This window comes from Rhodococcus sp. RD6.2 (assembly GCF_001040705.1).
Lineage (GTDB): Bacteria > Actinomycetota > Actinomycetes > Mycobacteriales > Mycobacteriaceae > Rhodococcus_G.
In genome coordinates, this window is the sequence record NZ_CVQP01000005.1 from 236,752 (window position 1) to 258,418 (window position 21,667).

Annotated in this window: 21 protein-coding genes; 10 read left to right on the forward strand and 11 right to left on the reverse strand. The window is 67.5% G+C overall.

Features of this window, described 5'->3' with window-relative positions:
• Window positions 1-77 precede the first annotated feature (77 nt).
• Window positions 78-848 (forward strand): thioesterase family protein, encoded by a 771-nt coding sequence (locus tag RHCRD62_RS07650; protein WP_050064521.1) that lies wholly within the window; start codon window positions 78-80, stop codon window positions 846-848.
• Window positions 849-863: 15 nt separating this feature from the next.
• Here the strand turns inward: RHCRD62_RS07650 and RHCRD62_RS07655 are convergent, their stop codons facing one another.
• On the reverse strand, window positions 864-1,430 hold the full coding sequence (locus RHCRD62_RS07655; RefSeq protein WP_050064098.1) for a MarR family winged helix-turn-helix transcriptional regulator: 567 nt from the start codon (window positions 1,428-1,430) through the stop codon (window positions 864-866).
• Window positions 1,431-1,642: 212 nt separating this feature from the next.
• On the opposite strand from RHCRD62_RS07655, the gene RHCRD62_RS07660 reads away from it, so the two are divergent.
• The 4 genes from RHCRD62_RS07660 (at window position 1,643) to RHCRD62_RS07675 (ending at window position 6,768) form a co-directional block, all read left to right on the forward strand.
• Window positions 1,643-2,320 (forward strand): IclR family transcriptional regulator, encoded by a 678-nt coding sequence (locus RHCRD62_RS07660; protein WP_050064099.1) that lies wholly within the window; start codon window positions 1,643-1,645, stop codon window positions 2,318-2,320.
• A gap of 162 nt (window positions 2,321-2,482) precedes the next feature.
• Complete coding sequence (locus tag RHCRD62_RS07665) at window positions 2,483-4,801, forward strand: cytochrome P450/oxidoreductase (RefSeq protein WP_050064100.1); 2,319 nt, start codon at window positions 2,483-2,485, stop codon at window positions 4,799-4,801.
• A 42-nt stretch (window positions 4,802-4,843) separates the two neighbouring features.
• Window positions 4,844-6,184: an MFS transporter gene (locus tag RHCRD62_RS07670; protein WP_050064101.1), complete on the forward strand. Its 1,341-nt coding sequence runs from the start codon at window positions 4,844-4,846 to the stop codon at window positions 6,182-6,184.
• Window positions 6,185-6,348: 164 nt separating this feature from the next.
• Entirely contained in the window at window positions 6,349-6,768 is a 420-nt protein-coding gene (locus RHCRD62_RS07675) for a pyridoxamine 5'-phosphate oxidase family protein (protein WP_172671025.1), read from the forward strand.
• 21 nt (window positions 6,769-6,789) lie between these two features.
• Here RHCRD62_RS07675 and RHCRD62_RS07680 read toward each other — a convergent pair whose 3' ends face one another.
• The 6 genes from RHCRD62_RS07680 to RHCRD62_RS07705 form a co-directional block, all read right to left on the reverse strand.
• Window positions 6,790-7,278: a nuclear transport factor 2 family protein gene (locus tag RHCRD62_RS07680; RefSeq protein ID WP_050064102.1), complete on the reverse strand. Its 489-nt coding sequence runs from the start codon at window positions 7,276-7,278 to the stop codon at window positions 6,790-6,792.
• A gap of 71 nt (window positions 7,279-7,349) precedes the next feature.
• Complete coding sequence (locus RHCRD62_RS07685) at window positions 7,350-8,705, reverse strand: MFS transporter (protein ID WP_253277238.1); 1,356 nt, start codon at window positions 8,703-8,705, stop codon at window positions 7,350-7,352.
• Window positions 8,706-8,747: 42 nt separating this feature from the next.
• Window positions 8,748-10,208: an FAD-dependent oxidoreductase gene (locus tag RHCRD62_RS07690; protein WP_050064104.1), complete on the reverse strand. Its 1,461-nt coding sequence runs from the start codon at window positions 10,206-10,208 to the stop codon at window positions 8,748-8,750.
• Window positions 10,205-11,002, reverse strand: coding sequence for an SDR family NAD(P)-dependent oxidoreductase (locus tag RHCRD62_RS07695; RefSeq protein ID WP_050064105.1), 798 nt, complete (start codon window positions 11,000-11,002; stop codon window positions 10,205-10,207). The genes RHCRD62_RS07690 and RHCRD62_RS07695 overlap by 4 nt, the downstream gene beginning before the upstream one ends.
• The gene (locus tag RHCRD62_RS07700) at window positions 10,995-11,831 is read right to left on the reverse strand and encodes an SDR family NAD(P)-dependent oxidoreductase (RefSeq protein WP_050064106.1); all 837 of its coding nucleotides are present in this window, start codon (window positions 11,829-11,831) and stop codon (window positions 10,995-10,997) included. Before RHCRD62_RS07700 ends, RHCRD62_RS07695 begins: the two co-directional genes overlap by 8 nt.
• A 69-nt stretch (window positions 11,832-11,900) precedes the next feature.
• A complete protein-coding gene (locus RHCRD62_RS07705; protein ID WP_050064523.1) occupies window positions 11,901-12,350 on the reverse strand; it encodes a nuclear transport factor 2 family protein in 450 nt (149 codons plus the stop codon).
• 211 nt (window positions 12,351-12,561) lie between these two features.
• Here RHCRD62_RS07705 and RHCRD62_RS07710 point away from each other — a divergent pair, with 211 nt between their 5' ends.
• A complete protein-coding gene (locus RHCRD62_RS07710) occupies window positions 12,562-13,227 on the forward strand; it encodes an IclR family transcriptional regulator (protein WP_253277239.1) in 666 nt (221 codons plus the stop codon).
• Window positions 13,228-13,279: 52 nt separating this feature from the next.
• On the opposite strand, the gene RHCRD62_RS07715 is transcribed toward RHCRD62_RS07710, so the two are convergent.
• Window positions 13,280-13,741, reverse strand: a complete 462-nt coding sequence (locus tag RHCRD62_RS07715) for a hypothetical protein (RefSeq protein ID WP_050064108.1) — start codon at window positions 13,739-13,741, stop codon at window positions 13,280-13,282.
• A 204-nt stretch (window positions 13,742-13,945) separates the two neighbouring features.
• Between RHCRD62_RS07715 and RHCRD62_RS07720 the strand changes: the two genes are divergently transcribed.
• From RHCRD62_RS07720 to RHCRD62_RS07735, 4 genes are all read left to right on the forward strand, one after another.
• On the forward strand, window positions 13,946-14,593 hold the full coding sequence (locus RHCRD62_RS07720; RefSeq protein WP_050064524.1) for a DUF998 domain-containing protein: 648 nt from the start codon (window positions 13,946-13,948) through the stop codon (window positions 14,591-14,593).
• Window positions 14,594-14,635: 42 nt separating this feature from the next.
• Window positions 14,636-15,004, forward strand: coding sequence for a YciI family protein (locus RHCRD62_RS07725; RefSeq protein ID WP_050064109.1), 369 nt, complete (start codon window positions 14,636-14,638; stop codon window positions 15,002-15,004).
• Window positions 15,004-16,272 (forward strand): RNA polymerase sigma factor, encoded by a 1,269-nt coding sequence (locus RHCRD62_RS07730; RefSeq protein WP_050064110.1) that lies wholly within the window; start codon window positions 15,004-15,006, stop codon window positions 16,270-16,272. The genes RHCRD62_RS07725 and RHCRD62_RS07730 overlap by 1 nt, the downstream gene beginning before the upstream one ends.
• A 120-nt stretch (window positions 16,273-16,392) precedes the next feature.
• On the forward strand, window positions 16,393-17,235 hold the full coding sequence (locus tag RHCRD62_RS07735) for a MerR family transcriptional regulator (RefSeq protein ID WP_050064111.1): 843 nt from the start codon (window positions 16,393-16,395) through the stop codon (window positions 17,233-17,235).
• Window positions 17,236-17,318: 83 nt separating this feature from the next.
• Here RHCRD62_RS07735 and RHCRD62_RS07740 read toward each other — a convergent pair whose 3' ends face one another.
• The 3 genes from RHCRD62_RS07740 to RHCRD62_RS07750 all read right to left on the reverse strand — a co-directional run bounded on the left by RHCRD62_RS07740 (window position 17,319) and on the right by RHCRD62_RS07750 (window position 21,663).
• Complete coding sequence (locus tag RHCRD62_RS07740) at window positions 17,319-19,235, reverse strand: FAD-dependent monooxygenase (protein WP_050064112.1); 1,917 nt, start codon at window positions 19,233-19,235, stop codon at window positions 17,319-17,321.
• A gap of 4 nt (window positions 19,236-19,239) precedes the next feature.
• Window positions 19,240-20,571: an MFS transporter gene (locus RHCRD62_RS07745; RefSeq protein WP_050064113.1), complete on the reverse strand. Its 1,332-nt coding sequence runs from the start codon at window positions 20,569-20,571 to the stop codon at window positions 19,240-19,242.
• A 156-nt stretch (window positions 20,572-20,727) separates the two neighbouring features.
• Window positions 20,728-21,663 carry a LysR family transcriptional regulator gene (locus RHCRD62_RS07750; protein ID WP_050064525.1) on the reverse strand — a complete coding sequence of 312 codons (936 nt, stop codon included), beginning with the start codon at window positions 21,661-21,663 and terminating at the stop codon, window positions 20,728-20,730.
• Window positions 21,664-21,667 lie beyond the last annotated feature (4 nt).

The following is a 21,667-nucleotide window of genomic DNA, read 5'->3' on the forward strand; positions in this document are numbered from 1 at the left end:
TCAGTACTGTGATGCACTGTTCAGTACTGTTTTGCGGTACCGGCCCGATTCGGCGCCGCACGCGGAGGGAGAGACCCATCCACTACTTCGACCGACTGTCCGACTCGGCGTTTCGCGCGACGAGCCACACCGGTGGCGCCTGGAACACCGCAGAACAGCACATCGCGCCCTCCCTCGGCCTTCTCGCGCACGTCGTGGACCTCGACCGGGAACAGCGCGGGCAGGGCTCCCTGCGGATCGGCCGGCTCTCCTACGACATCCTCGGCACCCTCCCGATCGGCGAGGTCACGACGTCGGTGCGGGTGCTGCGGGCAGGCCGGACGATCGAACTGGTCGAGGCGACCCTCTCCCACGACGACCGCGTCGCCGTCGTCGCCAGGGCCTGGCTGATGGGCGCCTATGACACCGAAGGCCTCGCCGGGACGTCGTTCCCGACCATCCCCGGGCCCGAGGGGATGTCGGCGTGGGATCCCACAACGGTCTGGCCCGGCGGCTTCATCGCCGGCGTGGAGGTCCGTCGCGCGCAGACCGAACCCGGTCGCGCCGCATTCTGGGTACGGACGCCGATCGCCCTGGTCGGCGGCGAGAAGGTCGGCGCCGTCGCCCGTACCGCGGGCCTGCTCGACATCGCCAACGGGATGACCACCCGCGCCGATCCCCGCGACGTGGCCTTCCCCAACCTCGACCTGACGATGCACCTGTTCGGTGAACCGCGTGGCGACTGGGTCGGGTTCGACACCGCGGTCAGCTTCGGCTCGGACGGACTCGGGTTGACGCACAGCGTCGTCAGCGACGCGTTCGGGCCGATCGGGACGTCGTCGCAGATCCTCACCGTCCGCCCGTCCTGAGGACGGACAGCCGAGTCAGTTGCGGCCGCGGACGTCGAACTGGCTGCGGTTGGTGATCAGCTTGTCGAGCAGCATGACCAGCACGTGTTGCTCGGCCTCGGTGAGCACGCTCGCCCACGCGTATTCGCGCTCATTGTGTTCGCGGTAGGTGTCGGCCATCTCGGTGCGACCCTTGTCGGTCAGTGACAACTGCACCGAACGGCCGTCCCGCTCGTCGGGTGTGCGGTCCAGCAGTCCGGCCGCGACCAGGGATTTCGTCAGGTTCGACACGGCGGCGCGGCTCATCCCGGTGAGGCTCGCCGCGGTCTTGGATTCGACGGGCCCGGCGAGCCAGGTGACGAACAGCAACCGGAACGCGGACCACGACAGTCCGCGAGGCCGGTGCACCGAGGACTCCAGGTCGTAGGTCACGACATTGGCGGCGCGGTTGAGGGTGAGAAGCACCTGCGTGGCCAATTGGTGCGACGACCCGTACTCGGTGCTCAGGCGCTGGTTCGCGAGGTCGATGAAGGACCAGAAATCGAGGGGGCCGGGTTCCGGTTCCGACCCGTCGCGCACCGTCCGCGCACCCTGCCCTGTCATGCCGCAACCCTATCCCGCCGTTCACCCCGCGCCGGATGCTTGGCACCCCACCGACGGGGCGATATTCAATACATCTCTGAATTATATTCCCTCGTTGATACGACCCACCCGACCAGCCTCGCGCGGCCACTCTCCCGAGATGTCGGCAAGTAAGGTCGGGGCTCGGCGCGATCCACCGCCGAAGACCGACGAGACCGCGCGAGGAACTTTCGATGAGCACCCTGCAGACACTCGACCGTGGCCTCCGTGCGCTCGACGTGATCGCCCGCTCTTCGGATGGAATCACGGTCGCGGACCTCGCCCGCGAGCTCGATGTCCACCGCGCCATCTGCTATCGGATCGTCGCCACCCTCGAGGCCCACGCCCTGGTAACCCGCACCGAGGACGGTCGCCTCCGTCTCGGAGTCGCGATTCCGGTGCTCGCCTCCCGTTTCGAACCCCAGTTGGCCCGGGACGCGCGACCGCTGCTCCAGTCGCTGGCCGACACCACCGGCGCCACCGCCTTCGTCTCGGCCGCGCAGGGCAGCAACTGCGTCGTGATCATGGTCGCCGAACCCGAGGGAGCACTGCTACGAGTCGGGTATCGGGTGGGCAGCAGCCATCCCCTCGACACGGGCGCGGCAGGCATCGCGATCCTGGCCCTGCGCCCCGAGCAGCCCGGCGACCCCGAGTCGGTGCGCGTGGCACGCCGCGACGGGTACAGCCTCACCCGGGGTCAACTCGAACACGGAGCGGTCGGGATCGCCACCGGCGTCGCGCTCCCCGCCACCGTGACCGCCGGACTCGAGCGCAGCGTCGGCGTCGTCGCCATCGACGGCCTCGACACCGCGCAAGCGGCCGATGCGGTGATGCGTGCCGCCCGGGCGTTCGAAGGCCTCGTCACCGCCTGAGCCGGCCCGACACACCCCCACGCCTGCCGGAACGGCCGCGCAGGGTCGGCACCGCATGCCCTTCTTGACCTCGATTGTGACGGCGCTTACCCTGACCGAAGTTCGCTCACCGCAACACAGTGTGCGTTATTAGTAACTTCGCAGTTCAGGACGGTCAACACCATGTCGCAGACCCTGACCGGATGCCCGGTCGACCACCGCACGCTTCAACCCGACGGCTGCCCGGTGTCGGCGCGGGCGGCCGCGTTCGACCCCTTCGGAGGCGCCTACCAGCTCGATCCGGCGGCGTCGCTGCGCTGGTCTCGTGACGAGGAGCCGGTGTTCTACAGCCCCGAGATCGGCTACTGGGTCGTGACCCGGTACGACGACGTCAAGGCCGTCTTCCGCGACAACATCCTGTTCTCGCCCTCGATCGCGCTGGAGAAGATCACCCCGGTCTCCGACGAGGCGACAGCGACGCTCGCGAAGTACGACTACGCGATGGCACGCACCCTGGTGAACGAGGACGAGCCCGCGCACATGCCGCGTCGGCGCGTGCTGATGGACCCCTTCACCCCGAAGGAACTGGTCCACCACGAACCGATGGTCCGCCGCCTGACCCGCGAGTACGTGGACCGCTTCGTCGACACCGGCCGCGTCGACCTCGTGGACGAAATGCTCTGGGAGGTCCCGCTCACCGTGGCGCTGCACTTCCTCGGGGTCCCGGAGGAGGACATGGACACGATGCGCGAGTACTCGATCGCGCACACCGTGAACACCTGGGGGCGTCCTGCCCCCGAGCAACAGGTCGCGGTCGCCGAAGCCGTCGGCAAGTTCTGGCAGTACGCGGGCCAGGTGCTCGAGAAGATGCGGCAGGACCCGAGCGGACACGGCTGGATGCCGTACGGCATCCGGATGCAGCAGGAACTGCCCGACGTCGTCACCGACTCCTACCTGCACTCGATGATGATGGCGGGAATCGTTGCGGCACACGAGACCACGGCCAACGCTTCGGCGAACGCCTTCCGTCTGCTGTTGGAGAACCGCACCGTCTGGGAGGAGCTCTGCGCCGATCCGAGCCTGATCTCCGGCGCCGTCGAGGAGTGCCTGCGTCACTCCGGATCGGTTGCCGCCTGGCGCAGGCTGGTCACCGCGGACACCACGATCGGTGGCATCGAGATCCCCGCCGGTTCGAAGCTGCTGATCGTCACGTCCTCCGCGAACCGCGACGACCGCCATTTCGAGGGCGCGGACGATTTCGACATCCGCCGCGAGAACTCCAGCGACCACCTGACATTCGGGTTCGGCGGCCATCAGTGCCTGGGCAAGAACCTCGCCCGGATGGAGATGCAGATCTTCCTCGAGGAACTCACGACCCGGCTGCCCCACCTGGAGTTGGTCCCGGATCAGGAGTTCACCTACCTGCCCAACACGTCGTTCCGCGGACCGGATCACGTGTGGGTGCAGTGGGATCCGGCCGAGAACCCGGAGCGCCACGACCCCGCCCTGCTCGGCAAGCGGCACCCGGTCACGATCGGCGAACCCTCCAAGGCCGCCGTGTCCCGCACCGTGACCGTCGACGCGATCACCCCGGCCGCCGACGGCGTGGTACGGGTGACGCTGTCCGATCCGTCCGGTCGGCCGCTGCCGCGGTGGACTCCGGGCTCGCACATCGACGTCGATCTCGGCGAACTGTCGCGGCAGTACTCGCTGTGCGGTGACCCGAACGACCTGTCGGTCTACGAGATCGCCGTGCTGGAGGAACCCGAGAGCCGTGGCGGGTCGCGGTACGTGCATCGCACCCTGAGGGCCGGGGACACCCTGGCCCTGCGCGGGCCGCGCAACCACTTCCGGCTCGACGCCGACGCCGAGCGCTACGTCTTCGTGGCAGGCGGAATCGGCATCACCCCGATCATCGCGATGGCCGACCATGCCAAGGCGACCGGCAAGGACTACGAGATCCATTACTGCGGGCGCGATGTCGCGACGATGGCGCTGCTCGACCGGGTCGGCACGGACCACGGGGACCAGCTGGTCGTGCATGCGAGCGCGGCGGGCAACCGCCTCGACATCCCGGCGCTGCTCGCCGACCCGGTTGCTGGCACCCAGATCTACTCGTGCGGCCCGGAGCGTCTGCTCGCCGCGCTGGAGGAGGCCACCGCGCACTGGCCGGAGGACTCCCTGCACGTCGAACACTTCACGTCGAACCTGCCCACGCTCGATCCGGCCAACGAGCACGCCTTCGAGGTCGAGCTGCGCGACTCCGGCCTGACCGTCACGGTCGCCGCGGACCAAACGGTGCTCGACGCCCTGCGGGCGGCGAACATCGACATCCAGAGCGACTGCGAGGAGGGGCTGTGCGGATCGTGTGAAGCGCCCGTCCTCGACGGCGAGGTCGACCACCGCGACGTCGTACTGACCAAAACCGAACGTGCCCAGAACAAGTCGATGATGACCTGCTGCTCGCGCGCCTGCGGATCCAAGCTCACCCTCGCGCTCTGAGCCGCGCACCCCCACGCTCTTCAGCACCCGAAAGGATCCGTCATGGGATCACCCACCCTCTCGCCACCTGCCGGGGCGGCCGGTACCACCACGCCGACCCGCTCCAGCTTCAAGCGGGTTCTCACCGGCAGCATGGCCGGTGCCGTGCTCGAGTGGTACGACTTCGCGATCTACGGCATCCTCGCCGCGACCGTGCTCGGTCCGCTGTTCTTCCCCGGCGACAGCGGCGTCGCGAAGCTGCTGCTCGCGCTCGCCACACAGGGCCTCGGCTTCGTCGCCCGGCCGCTCGGCGGCATCGTCTTCGGCCATCTCGGTGACAAGTTCGGTCGCAAACCGATGCTGGTGGCGACGTTCTCGATGCTCGGTGTCGCGACCGCGGCGATCGGCCTGCTGCCCACCTACGACCAGATCGGCATCTGGGCGACGGTCGCACTCGTCGTCCTCCGCATGATCCAGGGATTCGCGCTCGGCGGCGAATTCGGCGCGGCGGTGCTGCTCGTCAGCGAGTACGGCGAACCGCGCAAGCGCGGATTCTGGGCATCCTGGCCGCAGGCGGGAGCCCCGATGGGCACCGTCCTCGCGACCGTCGTCGTCTCGACGCTCGGCCTGCTGCTCAGCGACGACGCGTTCGACCAGTGGGGCTGGCGTGTCGCATTCCTGTTCGCGATCCCGCTGCTGATCGTCGGCTACTGGGTGCGGCGTGGCGTCGAGGAGTCCCCCGTCTTCAAGGCCGCGCAGGAGCAGGCGGCGAAGAACCCTGCGGCGCAGGAGCGGTCGAGCATTCTCGAGGCCCTCTCCCGTCCGCGCGCGGTGCTGATCGGCCTCGGGATGCGACTGGGCGAGAACATCGCGTTCTACGTCTACACGGTCTTCGTCATCGCCTACGCCACGACGTACCAGGACTTCCACCGCGGCGACGTCATCCTGGCCGTCACCTTCGCCTCGCTGTTCCAGTTCGTCGGCATGATCGGCGGCGGCGCCTGGTCCGACCGGGTCGGTCGGCGGACCGCGATGCTCGTGCCCGCGGTGATCCTCGTGGTCTGGGCGCCCGTGTTCTTCTGGCTCGTCCAGCAGCAGAGCCTGTCGATGCTCTGGATCGGCGTCTGCGTCGGCGCCTTCTTCCACGGCATGCTCGCCGGACCGGAAGCCGCCTGGATCACCGAACTGTTCCCGACCCGGTACCGCTACGCGGGCTCGTCACTGGTGTTCCAGGGCTCGTCGATCATCGCAGGCGCACCCGCACCGTTCATCGCCGTGTGGCTGATCGAGAACCACGGTGTCGGCACCGTCATCGGGTACCTGGTGGTCACCATGGCGATCACCGTGACCGCCCTGCTCTTCAGCAAGGAGACGAAGGGCGTCGATCTCGACGAGATCGTGTGACGACGTCCGCCTTCGTGCGGACGTGAGCACACGGGTGAGGGGAACCCATTGCCGGTCTGACCGGCACTGGGTTCCCCTCACCCTGTTTCGCGAGTGTGGCCGGGAACACCTCGGCCACACTCGTCGTTGTCGCCAAAGACGACCCCAACCGAAAGGATCGTGCGATGCCGACGATGACTACCGCGGAGCGTCAGACCTTCCTCGCCGAGCCACATGTCGGGGTGATCGCGGTCGAGAGACCCGACCGGGCACCGCTCGCGGTACCCATCTGGTACGGGTACGAACCGGGCGGCGATGTACTGCTGTGGACCGAGACCGACACCGTCAAGCACGACCTGCTGAAGGCCGCCGGGCGGTTCGCCATCACCGCACAGGTGGAGCAGGTGCCGTACAAGTACGTCACCGCCGAGGGCCCGATCACCACGATCGAACCGATCACCGCGGATCAGGCCGCCGCGATCGCGGTGCGATATCTCGGCGAGGAGGAGGGCACGGCGTTCACGGCGCAGAACGTCACGCCACGATCGATCCTGATCCGGATGCGGCCCCAGAAGTGGCTGAGCACGGACTACTCGAAGGAGTAGGACGGCAGGCGCCGACGCCGGTCACGGCTTCCCGGTGAACACCGGGTCATCGAGAGACCGGCGGGACCGGACCCAGGCGGCGTCGAGGCCGTCGACGATCTCCTCGGTCACGGACTCGTCGAACACGACGATGCGGTCCGCGATGCGCCACTGCCCGTCGCGCCGTTCGAACCGGTCGACGTAGCGGCACTTGATGGTGGCCCGCGACTGCGGGCCGCCCGGAACCTGCGGCGCCTGCCGCAGATAGCACAGGCAGTACGACTCGACGTTCGCCGTGTCACCGTGGAGGTCGATCAGGACGTTGGTGACGTAGTGCAGCGACGAGTCGATGGTGGCGTGCCGGGACTTCATGTCCTCGATCAGACCGTCCACCTTGCCGACGTAGCCGCCGTGGTTGTCGATCGCGTCGGGAAAGTAGCACTCGGCCACGCGGTCGAAGTCCTTGCGATCCACCGCCCGTGCGTAGCGGTACAGGACCTCGGTGATCTCCTGCTTGTCGCTCAGCGACATGGGTGCTCCTCTCAGTACGAACGGGCCCCGGCGACGCCGTTGTCGCCGGGGCCCGTGGTCGGTTCGGGTGTCTAGTCGACCCGCAGTTCGATGCCCTTCGTCTCCTTGACGAAGAAGATCGCGCCGAGGGTGAGCAGCGCGCAGAACACGAAGTAGAAGGCCGGCGCGAGGTTGTTTCCGGTGACGTCGATCAGCCACGTCGCGATGAACGGGGCCGTGCCACCGAGAGCCATGTTGGTGATGTTGTTGCCCAGCGCGAGTCCGCTGTAGCGGACCGATGCCTTGAGCATCTCGACGTACGTCACGTAGGACGCACCGTTGACCACCGACACCGCGATGAACAGGACCGACTGTCCGAGGATCGCCTGCCAGATGCTGCCGCCCGCCATGAGCATGAACATCGGGACACCCAGCACGACCGCGGCGATGGTGCCGGTGAACAGCACGGGCTTGCGGCCGTACTTGTCGGCGAGGTAGCCCGCGATCGGGAGCGTGATGACACCGAGGACCAGTGCCAACGACGTGGACAGGAATGCGACCGTCGACGACTGTCCGCCGGCCTTCTGCAGGTAGGTGGCCGCGTACACCGAGGCGATGTAGTAGCCACCGGTGATGAGCGCACCGAGGAAGATGATCTTGACGAGCGACGAGCCCGAGGTGGTCAGCAGTTCCTTGACGGGCACCTTCGCGGTCTCGCCCTTGTCCTCGAGTTCCTTGAACTGCGGGGTGTCCTCCATGTGGTTCCGGATCCAGATGCCGACGACACCGATGACGACCGAGAGCAGGAACGGGATACGCCACGCCCACGACATGATCTGGTCGTGCGTGAAGACCGAGGTCAGTGCCAGCGCGGTCAGTGATGCGACCAAGGAGCCGATGTAGGTTCCCGAATTGACCATCGACGTCTGGAAGGCACGCCACCGGGCCGGCGCGGACTCCGACACGAACGCGTTGGCACCGCCGAGCTCACCGCCGGCCGCGAAGCCCTGCAGGCAGCGCGCCAGCACCAGGATCGCCGTCGCCCACACACCGAGCGTGACGTAGGTGGGCATCATGCCCATTGCCGCCGTCGCGACGACCATGAGCAGGATGGTCCAGGACAGGGCGTTCTTGCGGCCGTACTTGTCGCCGATGTGCCCGAAGAAGATGCCACCGGGCACCCGCAGGAAGAACGCGACGGCGAACGTCGCGAACGTGCCGAGCAGGGCGGCGGTGTCGTTCTCCGAGACGAAGAACAGGGACGCGATGATCGTCGCCATGTAGCCGTAGATACCGAAGTCGTAGTACTCGACGACGGTGCCGACGATGGCGGCGCGCACCACCTTCACGGTGGACTGCTTCGGCTGGGTCTCGGTCTGCACGGGATCCGGTCCTCGGGCGGGCCCGGAGTTACGAACCGCGGGCTCCACAATGTCGTTCGTTGTCATGGATGGTCCTTTGTGAGTGTCTGGTACGCAACACGCTCGGTGTCAGTTTCCTGCTGTTGTCAGTGCCGTCGATGTCGTCGACTCGCCGCGTGCGGTGCGCGCAGCGCCTATTCCTGCGATCCGGCCCATCGTGAGGGCGTTCGCCACGGCGTTGCCGCCACCCACGTACCGGAGGCCGAGGATGCCGGCTCCGGCCTCGCCGGCCGCGAACAGTCCGTCGACCGGACGTCCGGTCCGATCCAATACCGATGCGTTGCCGTCGATCTCGACGCCCGCATGCGTGCACACGAGTTCGGCGGGCAGCAACCGGGCCGCGTAGAACGGGCCCTGGTCGATCGGATCCGGATGTGCGGTCGACCCCTTGTTCGAGAGGGTCCGATGACGCAGGAAGTCGTCGTCGACCCCGTTCGGGAGTTGATCGTTCCACCGCGCGACGGCCGACTCGAGTGCATCGGCGGGGACGTCCATCGCGGCGGCGAGACCCACGAGCGTGTCCGCTCGGAGAGTGCGCCCGGCGTCGGCCTCGTCCTGAACCCGCTCGGGAACCCAATCAGTATATCCCGCAGGGAGATTCAGTCTGGCCTTTTCGTCGAACACAACCCAGGCGCCACCCTCCTGCGCATCGATGATGCCGGTGGACACCGCATACGACGCGTCCTCGTCCATGAATCGACGCCCAGCGCCGTTGACGTAGATGCGCGACTTGGGCGGGAAGCCCGACTGCCAGTGGTGGTGGCGCTGGAAGTAGACCGTCGGGAGCATCAGTCCCCAGCCCTCGCCTGCAACGGCCGCGCCGACCTGCTCACCGAAGGCCAGGTGGTCGCCCTGGCTGCCCGGCGCGGCCACGACGAAGAGGGAGTCTCCGCCCTTGTTCGCATCCGGGTACAGCCGGTCGACCAGGTCCTTGTTCTGTGCGAACCCGCCGCTGGCGATCACCACCGACGACGCACGGACCTCGATGTCGTCGGCGACGACACCGGCGACGCGGCCGCCCTCGACGAGCAGCGACTGCACCCGGGTGTTCACGACCACCTCGACGCCCCGCTCACGGCGGGCCTTGTCGAGCACCTGCACCAGGCCGTAGCCCTGATCCTTGGGCACGTGACCACGCCAGACGTCCTCGACGCCCGCCTGGGCCAGGCCCGGCATGTGCGCGTTGGCCGACTCCCGGGCCGGGATCTCGACACCCAGGTCGAGAAGCCATTCGAGGGTGGGACCGGCGTTCTCGCAGAACGCCCGGACCAAGCCCGGCTTGAGCATCCAGTGGTTGAGGTCCATGTAGTGCTGGAAGAACTTCTCCGCGGAGTCCTCGATACCGAGGCCACGCTGGACGCTCGTTCCTGCGGCGGTGAACAGTCCCGCCGACAGCTGCGTCGAGCCGCCCAGTTCGGTCTGTGACTCGAACAGCAGCACCGATGCGCCCAGCTCGGCCGCGGACACCGCGGCCGCGAGCCCCGCACCGCCACCGCCGATGACGACGACGTCCCAGGTGTCTTCGCTCATGAGAGGACTCCTCCCGTTTCGGCGAGGATGCGGTGGTACAGCCCGTTGGACACCAGGCCGCCGTCGACCGTCATCTCACTGCCGTTGATGTACGTGGACCGATCGGACAGCAGGAACAGCACCGCGTTCGTGATCTCGTCGACGGTGCCCATGCGTCCCGCCGGAATGCTCTCCAGCGAGGCCTTGACGAACGCATCCGCTCCTCCGACGAGCGCCGTGCCCACCAGTCCGGGGTGGACGGAGTTCACCCGGATGCCCCACTGCGCGAACTGTCCGGCCGCCGACTTCGACAGCCCGGTCAGGCCCCACTTGCTCGACGCGTACGCCGGTGAGAAGTATCCGACCTGCCCGGAGATCGACGAGATGTTCACGATCGATCCGCCGCCGCTCTCCCGCATCAGCGGCGCGACGGCCTTCATCCCGTAGAACGGCCCGAACAGGTTGATCCGCATGGTCAGTTCCCAGATGTCGTCCGGGGTGTCCATGAACTCGCGCCGACGACTGATGCCGGCATTGTTGACAAGACCACCGAGTTCACCCTTGGTGGAACGGATCTCGTCGATCACTTCGGTCCACGCGGCCGAGTCTGCGACGTCGAGGCGGTGCGCCGACGCACTGCCGCCCGCGGCCTCGATCTCCGACATCACCGCGGACGTGTCCGCGACGTCGGCGACGCACACGTGCACACCCTGCGCGGCAAGCGCTTTCGCATGATTGGCGCCCATACCGCCTGCGGCGCCGGTGACCAGGACGACGTTCGGGTAGCCGACCCCTTCGGGAGTGGACTCAGACATGGCGCGAACCGCCGTCGACGGCGATGGAGTGACCGGTGACGTAGCGGGCACTGTCCGACAGCAGGAACAGCATCGGACCGAAGACCTCCTCGGGCGAACCCAGCCGGTGCAGCGGCACGGAGTCCAGGGCGTTCGCCAGTGCGACGGGGTCTTCCTGGACCCAGCGGGTCATCTCGGTGTCGATGTACCCGGGGGCGATCGCGTTGACGCGGATTCCCTTGTCTCCCAGCTCGACCGCAAGCGACTGGGTCAGGTGCGCGACAGCCGCCTTGGACGTGCAGTAGGCGGCGCGGCCACGGCGGTTGCGTACGGCGGAGACCGACGACATGTTGACGATCGCGCCGCCGGGCACCATGTGCCGGGCCGCGGCCTGAGCGCCGAACAGCACGCCCTCGACGTTGACGTCGAGCACGGCGGAGATCTGCTCGGGCGAGATGTCCTCCACGAGCCCGAACGGGAAGATGCCGGCGTTGTTGATCCAGAAGTCGATGCGGCCGAACTCCTTCAACGCGATCTGCGCGAGGGCCTCGTGGTCGTCTGCCTTGGTGACGTCGATGCGCGCGCCGACGACGCGGCCAGGAGTTGCGGCGAGCGAGTTCGCGGCGAGCGTGGTGGTGATCTCGTCCGCGGTGGCCACCATTAGGTCTTCGTTGATGTCGGCGCCGAGGACGTTGACGCCGCGGGTGGCGAGACCGGCCGCGAAGGCCGCGCCCATGCCGCGAGCGGCGCCGGTGACGATGGCGACCTTGCCGGCCATCTCCGGGTAGAGGGCGCTCATCTGCGAGGTGTCGGTGCGGCCGGGATTCTGGGCGTCAGCGGTTTCGGTCATGATCGGGGTTCCTCCAAAAACGATGTTCTGCAATAAATTCGAGATACTCGTCGGCCGAGTCTCGAGGGATCAGGCCGGTCGGGCCTGATCGTCGCGGCGGACGACGCGGCGCGCGATGCGCCACCGCCCGCCTACTCGCACCACGCGGTCGGTGACGGTGGTGAACCGCACGAGGCGGGAATCGCCACCTGACGGAGTTGCAATGATCTGCAGGTAGGCGTTGACCTCGAGTTCGTCGTCGCCGACCTGGTCGACGGCGATGTTGGTGAGCACGTGGCGGTGTGCCTCACCCGCCGCGGAGGCGTTCGTGAAGAACGCGTCGGCGAACTCGGTGAGCGCGTCCGTCCCCACGACCGGGGCCGGGTAGCTGGGCGAGTGGAACTCGCCGTCGGCGGTGAAGGTTGCCGACCATTCGGCCGCGCGCCCCTGGTCGATGAGATGGCTCTGCCGGCCGTACAGCTGGTGGATCTCCACGACCACCGTCGCGCCGACGTCGGCGCGGGCCTCGATCCTTGTCATGACGGACTCCTCGATCACTCTCCGGCACATCCCGATCGGGATTGCACCGCCTCGCCATGTGTGCGATAATCGAACGCATAGTGCGATTAAGGTGAACTTTAGGTGGCTCGCCTCACACACGTCAAGGGAGGGATCCATGCCATCGGCCCGATCCGATGAGGAAAAGCACGACAACCCGGGGATTTCGAGCGGCGTTCAACTCGATTCGCGGATGTCGAAAACCCTGCACAACGGGCTGGAGATCCTCGAACTGCTCACCCAGCACAAGTACGGACTGACCATCACCGAGATCGCGGACGGAATCGGTGTCCACCGGACGGTCGCGGACCGCCTCGTGCGCACACTCGACGCGCACCGCCTGTGCCGGCGCACCGAGAACAAGCGCATCCTGCTCGGCTCGGGACTCGTCTCGCTCGCGAGTGCGGTGGAGCAGGACCTGAGGGAACTCGCACGGCCCGTGCTCGAAGAACTCGCCGAGACGGTCGAGGCCACCGCGCACCTCGCAGTACGCGAAGGCGAGGATTCGGTACGCGCGCTGATGGTCATCGAGCCACGGAACTCGCGCGCCCACGTCGGCTTCAATGCCGGCCAGGTCGACCCGATCAACCGCGGGTCGGCGGGGCTGGCGATGCTCGCGGCGCTACCTCCGCGTGATGGAGAGCGCCCGGAGGTCACCCGAGCACGCGAACGCGGATTCGCGGTGACGTCGGGGGAGGTCACTCATTCGGTCACCGGCATCTCGGCGGCAGTGCCCAATCGCCGCCCGTCCGACCTCGTCAGCATCGGTCTCTCGGTGTTCGATTCCTCGGACGAGCAGAAGCTGGGCGAGGCGGTCATGGCCGCGGCCCGCCGGCTGGGAGCGCTACTGCTGCGCTGACGGACGCGGCGGGGCGGGAGGTCGGCGGCAACCGGCCTCCGCGCCCCGGCAACTACCGGCGCGTCATCGTGGACGTGTATCCGCCCCCACCCGGGTAGACCCAGTCACCCGTCATCGTTCGATCACCGTCCGCGAAGCTGCCGCGGAAGTACGCCGGGCTCCCCTGCGCGCCGGCCCAGATGGTGAGCACGTCGCCTTCCAGTTCGTAGACGTAGTCGAAGGTGTTTCCTGCCGAGTCGTAGAACCGGGAGACGATCTCGTCACCGATCGGCTCCCCGAACGGATGCAGGTGTCCGATCACCTCGAACCCGTCGACGCACTCGCCGTACTGCTCGAGTTCGACGTGCTGGACGAGGAAGTGCCCGCCCGGCATCCACTCGTACCGCACGGTGCCCTCCGCTCCCCCGGTCACCGCCCAGGTACCGACGAGCCGGTCGAGCGCTCGAACCCGGTCGCTGGGCAGCGGCGGCTCGTTCCGGCCGACGTCGCTGCCGCTGGTAGTGGTGTCGCTCATGGTGTGCTCCTTCTCCGGTTCGGAGCAGCGTCGCAGTGGCTGCTCTCGTGGGGACCTCGGAGCCGCGGTCCGATTCTCGACATCCGAACCAAAGAATCTTCGCCGGTTTCCCGTCCGGTGATGTCGAAGGAGCGATCCCGGCTCCGTGGTGTCCGTGAAAGCCGTCCGAATCCGGACGGACGGACACGACGACCGGAGGACATCATGGCCACCACGGCACTTCACGGGCACGCGACGCATCGATCGGCCGAGCAGACACGGCACCTGCTCACCGCCGCCGCGATCGTCGGTCCGCTGTTCTACATCTCGTCCACGGTGCAGGCACTGACCCGGGACGGCTTCGACCTTCGCGTCCACCCCCTCAGCCAGCTGGCGACCGGCGACCTCGGTTGGATTCATGCGGTCACCTTCGTGCTGGCAGGACTGGGCGTCCTCGGCCTCGCGGTCGCGCAGGGCCGCGTGGTGACAGACGGTGTGGGCTCGCGCGTCGCGCCAGTGTTCCTCGGCATCTTCGGAGCGGCTTTCGCTGTCGCCGGATGCTTTCCGATGGATCCCCAGAACGGGTTCCCCATCGGGGCACCCGCAGGCGCGGTGGACATGTCCTGGCACGCCGTCGTCCACTCCGCCGCAGCGATCCTGTCGTTCGTCGCACTCGCCGCGGCGTGCATCACGCTGCTGATCCGTGCGCTCCGCGCCAGGCACATGAGGGCTGCGGTCGGCCACGGGATCACGGCCCTCGTGATGCTGTTGCCGGTGTCTCCGTCGGAGGCGAGTCTCCAGATCGCGGCGACCGGCCTGGTCGCGTTCACATGGGTCACGGTGTACTCGCTCGCCCTGCGCCGCGCGCAGTGAAACACATAGGCTGACAAAGCAAACGAGCCACGGAGGAATGCGATGAAGTTTCTGCTACTGAGCTACACCCCCGCGGATTCCTGGGACGCCGAGACCGCCGACACCCCCAGCGACGACGCGTTGGCCGCGTTCGCCGCCTATCAGAAGTTCGAGGCAGAACTTCGGGAGACCGGCGAGTTCGTCCTGAGCGAGGGCCTGGGCCACCCGGCCGTGTCGACCACCGTCCGGAAGACGGATGGTGGTGTCATCGCCACGGACGGACCCTACGCCGAGTTGAAGGAGGTACTCGCCAGCTTCGCAATCATCGAGTGCTCGAGCCTCGAGCGCGCCCACGACATCGTCGCGCGAATGGTCGATGTCCTCGGTGAGCCGATGGAGATCCGACCGATAATGGGCGATGACTTCGCCTGATGGACCATCCGGCCGCTGAGGTGCGAACCGGAAATCGGCGTATCGAGGATGTGCTGCGCGCCGAGACGCCACACGTACTCGGTGCGCTGGTGCGCCGGTTCGGCAGATTTGCTCTGGCCGAGGACGCCACACAGGAAGCCCTCCTCGCGGCCAGTCGCACGTGGACAGCGGCCACCGTCCCCGAGGAGCCGCGCAGCTGGCTGATCCGCGTCGGCTACCGGAAGATGATCGACCTCATCCGCTCTGAGCAGGCATCCCGGCGTCGTGAGGAGGAGTTCGCGTACAGCGCCGCCGTGCACGTCGACGCCGATCAGACGGGGCCCGTCCTCGACGAGTGCGACGACAGCCTGCACCTTTTGTTCCTGTGCTGTCACCCGGCACTCGGCGAGACCTCCCAGGTCGCTCTGACACTCCGGGCAGTCGGCGGCTTGACCACGGCCGAGATCGCGCACGCCTACGGCACAACCGAGGCCACGATGGGGACACGGATCAGCCGCGCCAAACAGACACTGAAGCGGGCCAGAGCCCGGTTCGAGATTCGTGCCGACGAGGATCTCGCGGCACGGACGGCAACGGTCATGCGCGTGCTCTACCTCGTCTTCAACGAGGGGTACACCGCCAGCGCCGGTGACGAACTCTCGCGTGCCGATCTCACGGCGGAGGCGATACGGCTGACGCGGATGCTGTGTACGCAAGTGCCCGACGATCCCGAGGCGATCGGTCTGCTATCTCTGATGCTGTCGACCGAGGCGAGACGAACTGCTCGCACCGACACCGACGATGAACTCGTCCCACTCGCAGAGCAGGATCGTTTCCGGTGGGACACACGACTGACCGTCGAGGGCACTCGGCTGATCGAACAGGCCTGGGCGCACAACCATGTTGGGCCGTATCAACTTCAAGCCGCAATTGCCTCGACTCACACACAGGCGAAGACTGCCGCCGAGACGGATTGGCCCCAGATCGCCGCGCTGTACCTGTGGCTCGAACGGTTGCAGCCCACCGCACCTGTCCGACTCGGTCGCGTCGTCGCCGTCGCACACGCCTTCGGTCCACGTAGGGGCATCGCACTTCTCGACGAAATCGATCGAACCCACCACATCACGGACGATCCACTCGTCGCACAGCGAGCCCGAGCCGTCCGGGCACACCTACTCGATCAACTCGGCGACGGCGCAGGAGCCCGCAAGCAGTTCCGTGCAGCGGCGGAACTCACCGCCAACGACAGAGAGCGACGCTACCTGTTGCGCCGCGCGGGCGACCGGTAGCAGCACGAGGCGGATCCAGCGTCAACGAAGGACTGACTCAAGGGGAGCGCGCACTCCCCTGTCCGGCGACCGCCGCGGCGGATTGACTCTGACATCGTGTGAGGCTGCAGACTCTTTTCCGTGACCGACCCCTCGAAGCTGATGTCCATCGGCCGCTTCTCCTCGTTGAGCAGGATCAGCGTGCGGATGCTGCGGCACTACGACGCGAGCGGCGTGCTGATTCCCGCCGCGGTCGACGGTGCCAGCGGATATCGCTGGTATTCACTGGAGCAATTGGGTGATGCCGGCCGGATTCGGCAGCTGCGTGACATCGGGTTCGGCGTGTCCGCCATCGGAGCCCTGCTCGCCGTCTTCGGCACTCCCGCGTATCGCGCTGCGCTGCGATTGCAACGCCAGACACTCGTGGACGAGGCCGCCTCGGCCCGGCATCGGCTGACCCTCATCGAGCACATGCTCGACCAAGACGAACTGGAGAACACCATGTCCGACATCGACGTTCACTTGATCGACATCCCTTCCCAGACGCTGGTGACGCTGCGCGGGACAGTGCCCGACTACGCCGCCGAAGGGCAGCTGTGGAGGCGCTTCCTGCCCGAACTCGAGCGGCAGAAGGTCGCGATGACCGGTCCGAGCGGCTGCATCGAACACGACGGCGAGTTCCGGGAAACCGACGTCGACGAATCTGTGTTCGTGGAGACCGCTGGCGGCGTCGAGGTCCAAGCCCCGCTCCTCGCACTGCACTTCCCGGCTCGCCGCGCGGTGCGCGCGATCGTGACGGGTCCGTTCGCCGAGGTTATCCCGCAGGCACACGAGCGGATCGCGGCCTTCATCAGTGACAACGGTCTACGGGTCGCTCGCACCGACGACGATGCCTCGACCCACCACTTCAACGTCTACCTCAACGACCCCAACCAGGTGCCCGAAACGGAGGCCGTGACGTCGGTGACCGTCCCGGTCGTCTGACTCGGCCGGTCGCGGAGCGTTGCGGGTCGGCGGGAAACCCTGGCCCGCAACGCGACACCGGCCGCTACGTCGCCGAGGCCCACTCAGCCACCGACGGTGGCGCCCGCCTTCTCGTCGGCCGGAACGGTGAGCGCCAGGTCGGTGGCGGCCGCGACGGCCTCCTCGAACTCACGCCGCCCCACCTGCGATCCGAGCACGAGCGCCAACCGGGTGAGGAAGCCCTCGCGGTCCGTCTCGCTCACCTGATCGAGCGCGTCGGACAGGCCCATCCACACGTTCTCGCGGCGCGACTCGGCCGGATCGATCGCAGGCCCGTTGTCGACCGTCACCGACGCACCGGCCGGCGCGTCGCCCAGGATCAGGTGCCGCACGACGTCGTCGATCCGGTCGACACCGTCGATGCGGCACAGCAGCACACCATCGGGGCGAATCACGAACACCTCGCCGTCGCGCGCGCCGAGGGCCGCGACGACACCACCGTCGGCGTCAGGCACGACAGCGACCGACGCCGACGCGCTGTCCGACCCGATCAGAATCGCCCGAACCGACTCCGGCGCCAGCGCACCGGCCAGTGCGCCGGTGGCGGAAGCCAGCGCGGTGGCATCGACGTTCACACCAAGCACCGCGAAACCGGTGCCACGCAGTACGTTGAGGGACGTTTCGCCACCGTCGTCGGCAACCACGCGGCGGTCCTCGACAGGGTCCCCCGGGGCCACGCCGGAGAGTTCCGCGGGAGACGGCCACGTGAGCGGTGAGAGCCGCGCGTTGGTGGCACTGGACTGACGCGGGTTGATCAGATGACTGAACTCGGGGCGGGTCACAGACAGCGCAAGGATGGCGTCGCGCGTCGTCCGGTAGCCGTGGCTGCCGGGCGACATGATCAGCGTGCTCTTGCCTGCGTTCGCGATGTTCTGCCGCCACGCGTCGTGCCGCTCCACCGAATACGACTGCAACAGATCTGGATTCGCTTTGCCGTTGACGACGGCGGCGAGCTGCCAGGCGAGGGTCTCGGCGTCCTCCATGCCCGAGTTCAGGCCGCGGACACCGAAGATCGGAACCAGGTGCGCGGCGTCACCGGCGAACAGGATGCGGCCGTGGGTGAAATCCTCGAGTGCGAGCGCGCGGGCACTGTAGAAGCCGTGCCACTCGAGTGTCCACGGCAGGTCGTTCCGGAGCCACTCCAGGTGCCGTGTGATGCGGTCACGGATGCGGTCTTCCTGCGTCTCGAACTCGGCGTCCTCGGAGGCATCGAGCTGGTAGTCGATGCGCCAGATGTTGCGCGGCTGCTTGTGCATGATGATCGTGGAGCCCGGATTGGACGGCGGATCGAACCACACCGTCCGTTCCGCGGGCAGTTCCGATTCCCAGTGGATGTCGGCGATGACGTAGCGACCGTCGTAGTTGTTGCCCTGCATGCGGATTCCGGCGAGTTCACGCATCCGGCTGCGCCCGCCATCGGCGGCGACCACCCAGCGGGCCCGCAGGTGCCGCTTCCCGTCGACGGTGTCCACCTCGAGGGTGACCTCGTCGTCGGACCGCAGCACCCCCGCGATGCTCGCCGCCCAGTGCAGGGTGATCAGCGGGTTCGCCTCGATTGTGTCGACCATGATCTGCTCGAACTCGGACTGCGAGACGTTGATCATCGGCGGCCGGACGTCGTGGTCTGCGTTGCGCATCTGGAAGTGGAGCACCTGCCGGTCGCGGTACAGGCTGCGGCCGCCGACCCACGGCAGCACGATCTTCTCCAACTCGGCGCCGAAGCCGAGGCGCGCGGCGACCTCGAGGCTGTGGCGGGAGATGCAGATGGCGCGGGAGCCGAACGACACCTGGTCGGCCGCTTCGAGGACGGTGACGGGGATGCCGCGCTGCGCGAGTCCGAGCGCGACCCCCATGCCGACGGGGCCTGCACCGACGACGACGACGGGCAGGGCGTCGTCGGTGGCGGTCATCGACTCGAAGGTCGAGGCCGGGTACTTCGTGGGCTGGTAATAGGTCGACATCGGTCTAGACCGCTTCCTGCTCGATCGGACGGGTGGACGGGGTCGGCACCTTCAGCAGCAGGATGCTGGCGAGGCTGATCAGGGCGATCAGCACGAAGTAGCCGGTGATCGCGAGCGATGTGCCGAAGCTCGCGTACAGCGCGGTGGCGACGATCGGGGCGAGGCCGCCACCGAGGATGGCGCCCACCTGGTAGCCGAGGGAGGCACCCGAGTAGCGGATGGCCGGGGGGAAGAGCTCGGCGAAGAGCGCGGACTGCGGTCCCGCGCAGCAGCCGAGGACGAACCCGAGCGCGATCATCGCGGCGGCCATGATCGGCAGCGCGGCGGTGTCCATCAACGGGAAGAACGCGGCGGCGATGATCACGAGGGCGATCGAACTGCGCACGTAGACCGTGCGGCGTCCGAGGGTGTCGGACTTCCACGCGCTGAAGGCCATGCCCGCCATCCAGAAGGGGCACGAACCGATCAGCAGGAACAGCATGGCGGTCTTGCTGAACCCGAGTTCGGTCTCCCCGTACTTGAGTACGTAGACCATGTACGCGTAGGCGATGCCGTTGGTGGCGATGAACGTTCCGCCTGCGAGCAGGACGGTCTTCCAGTGCCTGGTCAGGACCTCGAGGATCGGCAGCTTGCCCGGCTGTTCCGACTCCCTGGCTGCCTCGAACTCGTCGCTCTCCTCGAGGCCGAGGCGGATCCACATCGCGACGAGCACCAGGACCGAGCTGAGCAGGAACGGGATGCGCCAGCCCCATGAGTTGAACGCGTCCTCGCTCATGAAGGCGGTGAGCGGCAGGTACACGAGGTTCGCCACGAGAACACCTGCGGGAACACCGATCTGGGGCGCGGCGCCGTAGAGCCCCTTGCGACCCTCCGGCGCGTTCTCGGTGGCGACGAGCACCGCGCCACCCCACTCGCCGCCGACACCGAGGCCCTGGACGAAGCGCAGCGTCACCAGCAGGATCGGGGCGAGCGCACCGATCGCGTCGTAGTTCGGCAGCAGGCCGATGCCGACGGTCGCACAACCCATCAGCAGCAGGGAGACGACGAGCATCGACTTGCGGCCGACCCGGTCACCGAAGTGGCCCATCACGATGCCACCGATGGGGCGCGCGACGAATCCCACCGCGAGCGTCGCGAAGGCGGCGAGGGTGCCGGCGAGATCGGAGGAGCCGGGGAAGAACTGGTGGCCGAGCACCAGGGCGGCTGCGGTGCCGTAGATGAAGAAGTCGTACCACTCGATCGCCGTACCGACGAAGCTGCCGAGCGCCGCTCTCCGGGCACGCCGGTGTCGCTGCGACCCGAGGGTGGCAGCGGGAGTCGACACGGTTGAGGTCATGGTCGGGACCTTTCACTACTCGAAAGCACGCGATGAGTTCGGTCGCCGGTGACTGCACAGGCCGACTCGTCCGGCGTTATGACCGTCGTCGCGGTCTCTCAAGCATCTTGACGCCGATCACAACCCGTGAAAAGCGCAAGATCCGAGGGTGATTGTTCACAAATCCTGAGGTTGGGCATCCGACTCCGCGGTCGCGAAGTCGACGAACGCACGCGCGGCCTTGCTGAGCAGTACGGTCGGCGACCACACGAGAATGATGTCGACGGGCGTAATCGGCGGGTTCACCTCGTTCCGCACCACGAGACCGAGACCCTCGTAGGTGACGTCGTGGTGCGGGCGCTGAATCAGCAGTGTCCACCCGAGACCCCGACCCACCAACGCGCGTGCCGTCTCGAAATTCTTGGGCCGGTATCGAATTCGCGGCGTGAACCCCGCTCGGTCACACACCTGCAGTGCATGGAACGAACTCGGTGGCACGTCGAGGAGAACCATCGGTTCCTCGGCGAGTTCGGTGAGATCGAGCGCCGGTTCGTCGGCCAGCCGGTGCCCGGCGGGCAGCAGCACGGCTGGCTGGCGGGTGTCCATCCGTGTCCGCCGCAGTTCCGGCGACAGGTCGAGGTCGTACACGATGGCGAGGTCGAGTTCGCCCGACGTCAGTCGCGCGGTGAGACGGTCCTGGTTGTCCTCGACGAAGTCGACGGTGACCCGCGGGTGCTGTTGGGCGAACTCGTACAGCAGCCGAGGCAGCAGCGTCGGCCCCAGCGAGGAGTAGCAGCCGATCGCCAACGGCCCGGTCAGTTCCCCCTCGGCGCCGCTCGCCGCGGCGGCGAGGTCGCCTGCCTGTTCCAGCAGGACCCGGGCCCGGACCAGCACCCGCTCCCCCGTCGGGGTTAGCTGGACGCCGTGCGCGCGGCGTCGTACACAGAGTTGGGTGCGCAGTCCCCGTTCCAGCTCGGTGAGCGCGAGGGAGACCGCGGACTGGGACACGTGCAGGCGTTCGGCCGCCGCACGTATCGTTCCCGTCTCCGCGACGGCGACGAACACGAACAGCTGTCGCATCGTGTACGCCGGGGGTCTCGCCGAGCTCGTCATCGTC